The sequence below is a fragment of the Sinomicrobium weinanense genome, assembly GCF_018863395.1.
Taxonomy (GTDB): Bacteria; Bacteroidota; Bacteroidia; order Flavobacteriales; family Flavobacteriaceae; genus Sinomicrobium; species Sinomicrobium weinanense.
The window spans coordinates 157,809-163,808 of sequence record NZ_JAHKRR010000009.1; the positions used below are offsets into that span (position 1 = coordinate 157,809).

Genomic DNA, 6,000 nt, shown 5'->3' on the forward strand with positions numbered 1-6,000 from the left:
AGTCATGTCCATTTCCGTTGTTATGTGTATCCATTCTGAGCCTGTGGAATGGTTAAAAAGTTCAATACAATCCATTATTCAACAAAGCTTTATAGATTTTGAATTTATTGTTGTTAATGATAATCCTCATAGAGAGTTAAATCGTCAATTACTTGCTGAATATGCAAGGAAAGAAAGTCGGGTGACCGTAATTCACAATGAGGAAAATATTGGGCTTACCAGGTCTTTGAATATAGGATTATCTGTTGCAAGGGGAAAGTATATTGCCCGGATGGATGCAGATGATATATCGATATTTCATAGGCTTCAGGTGCAATACGATTTCATGGAGAGTAATCCTGAATATATTCTTTGTGGCAGTGATGCCTGGATTATTGATGAAAAAGGAGAAAAAGTAAATAAAGGCTTAAATATTTATTTCGAAGATCAGAAGATCAGGGAAATTTTTCCCATATTGAACCCTATGTGCCATCCTTCGTTGTTTATGAACAGAAGTGTCTTAAATCAAAGTAGAATTAAGTATAATGAAACATATCGGTATGCTCAGGATTATGAAATTATTCGAGAATTATTGAATTGTGGAAAAGTCTGTAATTTAAGCACCAAACTTTTAAAGTATAGAAAAAGCCCTGATCAAATCTCCCGGTCAAAATTTTCGCTGCAACATAAATATGCTAATCAAACAAGATTGAGGTACATGCAGGATATATTTGATGCTCAGGGATGCAGTGCACAAGAGATCTATAAACAGCTAAAACTGGTAAGTAAAGATAAAATAGTTTACAACAGTCTTTTATCATTATTAACTAACTTTGATTTAGCTGTTGACAAAAAAGAATATTACATGTCCGTATTGTCCTTTAGATATTCTTTGCGCGATTCCCTAAAACTTGTGTTCAGGTCGTTGAAGTAAAAGAGTTATTAATTTTTTTAAGGCTATTGAAAAAGGTGAAAGTTCTTGTAATTAATGATTATTATTCAGGAGGAGGTGCCGAAAATGTATTTAGGACTACATCCGAGCTGTTACTAGAAGATCAACATGTTGAGGTCGAGGTATTTTACGGGAGCAATGAAAGAACGAGCCCTAAAAGCGTATTTGCATACTTTTTTAATAGAAAAATAAAAAAGGACTTATGCCATTTGTTGAATAATTTCATGCCAGATGTCATTCACATTCACAATTATTACCATCTGTTATCTCCATCTGTTTTTATAGGTATACGTCGTTATAGGAAAAAACATCCCGAGTTAAAAGTAGTTTTTACGGCACATGATTACCATTTGCTAAACCCATCTTCCGGGCTGTTGAGATATAAAGGAAAGAAAGCTTTCCGGATTCCGGAGAATTTTACTTTGTTTCAGCTTTTCCGCTCAAGACTGGATTATAGAGGCCCTCTTCACAGTTTTATCAAAAAACTTCATTGGATTTTTGCCATGCATATTGTAAAAGTCAGAAGAGAAATTAATTTGGTGATCTGTCCGAGCCTTTTCATGAATAATTTATTTGAGAAGCGAACTCGGTTAAAAACGGTTGTACTAAGAAACCCGCTAGCTTTTTACCAGGAAGGTGATTTTGATAATAAAGTAGGGACATCAGAGGAATTACGCTATACCTATGTCGGAAGATTATCTGAGGAAAAGGGGCTGCATGCTTTTTTACACGCATTTAAACAACTTACTACAAAAAACAAAAAAGTCTTTTTGGATGTTTTGGGAGAAGGAGAGGAGAAAGAAGATCTAATTGTATTGTGCAAGGCGTTGAAAATAGATGAATATGTAGAGTTTTATGGATATTTGAAAGGAGATGAAGTAAAACGTATTTTAGAAAGAAATAATATTTTGGTACTGCCTTCACTGTGCTATGAAAATGCACCTTTATCCATTATTGAGGGGGCTGCAATGGGAAATATTGTTATGGCATCAAACCTAGGGGGAATGATAGAATTGGCTAAAATGACAGACCAATATTATTTAATAAATGATTGGGAAAAAGAATTAGTAGACGTTTCTGAAAAAGTGCGCAACTGTCAATTCGTTCCTAATAAAGTCAGAGATATTAATTTATTTGATAAGGAAAATTATAAAGGAAACCTGATTAGGTTATACAGGTCTATATAATGAATATTATTTTCGACATCATATTTCTCATATCCGGGGTATGGTTTTTATTTAAAGTGTCCGATTTTAAAATAAAAATCATTACTCTGATTTTTTTATACCCTTTATTTCCCATAACATTTATCAGTTACGGATTTAAATCATTGTGGATTATAGATAATTATGGGCTCGAATATTATGGAGAGTACCTGGAAGAGGCTAAATATTGGGCTTATCTCTTTTTTTTAACCTATGCAGCCCTCATATTTCCTTATAGAAATAAACAGGTTGCCTTTAAAGTGTTACAACTTTCATTTGTTTTAAGAAGCTGTTTACTTTTTTTGATTTTTATCATGGCGGTCAACAGCTATCCCAGGGCATTTTTTCTGACATCTTACCGATGGAATCTTATAGATATAGGTAATACTCAAGTCTTGTACCTGGCATTTACCGTACTTTTTCTGCTTTCATCTAAGCGGATTTTTCTTTTGGAGGCTATTCATATAGGATTGCTTGTTTTTCTATCTGCCCGGGGAGAACGGGCAGAGAATATGTTTACCCTGGTCTACTATATGGTATTTGTTGTAAACAAGATAAAGCAAAAAAACATCATATTCATATGGGCAAGTTTAATATTGCTCTTCCTGGGGGTTTCTGGTGAGATCATAAGAGCGGAAGATAAGGAAATGACATTCGCTTTTTTTGGAGAGCGATTAATAAGGTCCCTCTTTTTTCAATCTACCTGTACAGATGTCGTACATGTATATTTGTCTTCAATGTATTATTATAAGCATATTGGTTTTAATTTTCACCCATTGATAAATGAGGTTATGAGTTTTATTCCCCTCTCCCCTTGGGGAGGAGCAGGGGGGAGTTATAACTTCACAGAAATTTTACGAAAAACCATTAACAATCCCGGCGGAGGATTATTTTTTACTGAAGGAATTGTATTGCTGGGGCCCTTTGGCGGGTGGATATATAGCTTGATGTTTGGGCTTTTAATAAGGTCATTCTATATATATTCTCCAAAATATGGTATATGGGCAATCCTGGGGGTATTAATTATTATCCTTCCGATAAGGGTATTGTGGTATGGATTTGTATACATTCCTTCTACATTTGTAATCACTTATTTTTTATATCTCTTTTTTAATTATATAAAGAGATTCAAATATACCTATGAAAGAAAAACTTCATAAGATTGCTCTATTATTGCCTTATACGGCGCAGGTATGGCATAATCTTTCTCCGGCAATACTATTTGTATTGCTGATAAATTTTTTCCTTGGGAAGAAACGGGTTCATTTTTCTTATTTTATCTATCTGTTTGTTGTTTACTTGTTCGGGATCAATATTTACTATATTATTTTTCAGGGAGATATAAGCAGATTTCAGTACCTGATCACGATGTCGCCTTTACTTATTATTCCGCTTGCCCTGTTCTCCGAAAGAAGCGGGGTTTCTGTAGAAAAGTTGTGGAAAGTATTTATTTTTGGAACAGTATCGGTCACTCTGATAGTTATACCTCAGTATTTTCTATATCCAATCGAAAAAATATACATCCATCGGCCTTATTTGGGTTTTTTTATATCGCTATCCACCTTGTGGAGTATTTATTTTTACATAAAGACCAGGGAGAAAAGATATATTTTTGTTGTAGGTTTCTTTTTCCTGACGCTGTTATTACTTGTTCCGCGAATGGCAATATTTAATGTCGCCTTGTTTTTTTGTTATTATTCTGTTGAGATCTTTTCTAGAAAAAAACAACAAAGATTATATCTTCTTTTTTTCGGGATTATTGTATTAGGGGGTATGCTTTTAAATTTAAGTATGTTAAAACACAGGTTTTTTGACACACTGGAGAACGATCCCCGAAGAATAATATGGAAAAGTGTGGATGAATTGATCTCCCGGGATGATTTTAATTTATGGGTTGGGTATGGCTCCTCGGAAAAAGCGCATAATGCTTTGAGGGAAACATATTATCAGCACAGGCATGACAAGGTGAACTATTTTTGGGCTTATGACAATAATTATAACACACATAACCAATTTTTGGGAGAATTGATAAGTTGGGGGGGCATAGGCGTTTTTTTGTTCAGTATTCCTTTTCTTGTACTTTTAGGGAAAGCCATACGGAATAAAGATTCTTTTGCATTTTTTACTATGATCTCACTGCTTAGTTTTGCATTGGTTGAAAATGTAATGCATCGGGCCTGGACGATCACTATTTATCCGTTGTGTTTTGAAATGATTCGCTACAGGCTGTATGAACAAAATAAGATAAACAGGGGTATACTATGAAATGCCCATAACCAAATTTTTCGGAGATCAACCGAAATGATCATTGGGCATTCCATCTGACCTATTTAAAACAAATAAAAAAAGAACAGATGAAAAAAGGCCTGGTACACGATTGGTATTACATCAATGGAGGAGCCGAAAAAGTGATTCATTCATTCAATAATATATGGGATGATTTTAGCCATTATGCTTTGGTAGACTTTCTCAATGAAAAAGATCGGCAGGAAATACTCCACGGAAAACGGGCTCATACCAGTTTTATACAAAATTTACCGACTGCAAAAAGCAATCACAGGAAATTTTTGCAACTTTTTCCATATGCTATCGAGCAGTTTGATTTAAGGTCTTATGACCTTATTCTAAGTTCTTCATCTTCGGTGGCCAAGGGCGTTTTAACACATCAAGACCAATTGCATATCTGTTATTGTCATTCTCCGGTTCGCTATGCCTGGGATTTATATCATCAGTATTTAGAGGAAGCAGGGCTTGTAAAAGGATTAAAAGGCGTATATGCTAAATATGTATTGCATAAACTGCGAAATTGGGATGTTTTAAGCTCAAACAGGGTTGATCATTTTATAGCCAATTCGCAATATATCGCTCAACGAATTAAAAAAACTTATAGTAGAGAATCTACGGTTATTTACCCTCCAGTAAATACAGGGCTCTTTGGTCTTGAACTTAAGAAGAATGATTACTATTTTACGGCATCACGTATGGTCCCCTATAAAAAAGTGGAGCTTATTGTACGTGCGTTTAATGATATGCCCGACAAAAAGTTGATTGTAGCAGGAGATGGTCCGGATTATAAAAAAATTACGCAGTTAGCTAAAGCCAACATTGAGCTGGTAGGATTTATTTCAGATAAAGAGCTCAAGACTTATATGCAAAATGCTAAAGCTTTTGTATATGCCGCCGAAGAGGATTTTGGGATTGTTCCTGTGGAAGCCCAGGCCTGCGGAACTCCTGTTATCGGATATGGAAGGGGAGGGCTTAAGGAAACGGTAATTCACGAAAAGACCGGGCTTCTTTTTCCGGAGCAGACCCTAACTTCAATAAAGGATGCAGTCCAATATTTTGAACGATTAAAGTTTGATTACGAGGGGATTCACGAACATGCGTTAAAATTTTCCAAAGAACGTTTTGAAAAGGAAATTAAAGATTTTGTAGAAAATGCATACACAGAATTTTTAAAGGGGAGGGAAATGTAGAGCACTATATTCATTTCTTTCTTTCTTTCTTTGTCATTCTTCATATTTTTTAATACTTCCTCAGTGCATTGCTACTTTACTAAGGCTCATTCAGAAGTAAATAAACGTTTGTAATTCATCGGATTAATCCGCAAATTAGAGAAACAAAACCCCGAAAATTGGCCAAAGTGCCAAAAAACGGGGTTTTTCTTTTCTATCTATCCATGAAATTACAAAGAATCTCTGAATTACAGCACACTTTTTCGTTTTTAAAACATCATGCTGTAAGCTTCCCCTAATTAGAACTGTTAGTTAGTACAATTTTATCATCTTTTTGATTCATCTCAGCAAGGCTAGCCTTGCTGAGATTTTTCTTTGCGTACTCAACCGGAGGCACATACCCAAGGGC

5 protein-coding genes are annotated in these 6,000 nt (G+C 34.9%); all 5 read left to right on the forward strand.

The window, feature by feature from the left end:
• The first annotated feature begins 4 nt into the window (after window positions 1-4).
• The 5 genes from KN811_RS18840 to KN811_RS18860 all read left to right on the forward strand — a co-directional run bounded on the left by KN811_RS18840 (window position 5) and on the right by KN811_RS18860 (window position 5,612).
• On the forward strand, window positions 5-913 hold the full coding sequence (locus KN811_RS18840; RefSeq protein WP_187966589.1) for a glycosyltransferase family 2 protein: 909 nt from the start codon (window positions 5-7) through the stop codon (window positions 911-913).
• 35 nt (window positions 914-948) lie between these two features.
• On the forward strand, window positions 949-2,118 hold the full coding sequence (locus KN811_RS22060) for a glycosyltransferase (RefSeq protein WP_187966590.1): 1,170 nt from the start codon (window positions 949-951) through the stop codon (window positions 2,116-2,118).
• A gap of 143 nt (window positions 2,119-2,261) precedes the next feature.
• On the forward strand, window positions 2,262-3,296 hold the full coding sequence (locus KN811_RS18850) for a hypothetical protein (protein WP_187966591.1): 1,035 nt from the start codon (window positions 2,262-2,264) through the stop codon (window positions 3,294-3,296).
• Window positions 3,277-4,401 carry an O-antigen ligase family protein gene (locus KN811_RS18855; RefSeq protein WP_187966592.1) on the forward strand — a complete coding sequence of 375 codons (1,125 nt, stop codon included), beginning with the start codon at window positions 3,277-3,279 and terminating at the stop codon, window positions 4,399-4,401. Before KN811_RS18850 ends, KN811_RS18855 begins: the two co-directional genes overlap by 20 nt.
• Before the next feature lie 89 nt (window positions 4,402-4,490).
• On the forward strand, window positions 4,491-5,612 hold the full coding sequence (locus KN811_RS18860) for a glycosyltransferase (RefSeq protein WP_187966593.1): 1,122 nt from the start codon (window positions 4,491-4,493) through the stop codon (window positions 5,610-5,612).
• Window positions 5,613-6,000: the final 388 nt, after the last annotated feature.

What these genes read in the sequence shown, in the direction of transcription:
- KN811_RS18840 (WP_187966589.1), top strand. Translation starts at nt 5, where the DNA reads ATGTCCATTTCCGTTGTTATGTGTATCCATTCTGAGCCTGTGGAATGG.
- KN811_RS18855 (WP_187966592.1), top strand. Translation starts at nt 3,277, where the DNA reads ATGAAAGAAAAACTTCATAAGATTGCTCTATTATTGCCTTATACGGCG.
- KN811_RS18860 (WP_187966593.1), top strand. Translation starts at nt 4,491, where the DNA reads ATGAAAAAAGGCCTGGTACACGATTGGTATTACATCAATGGAGGAGCC.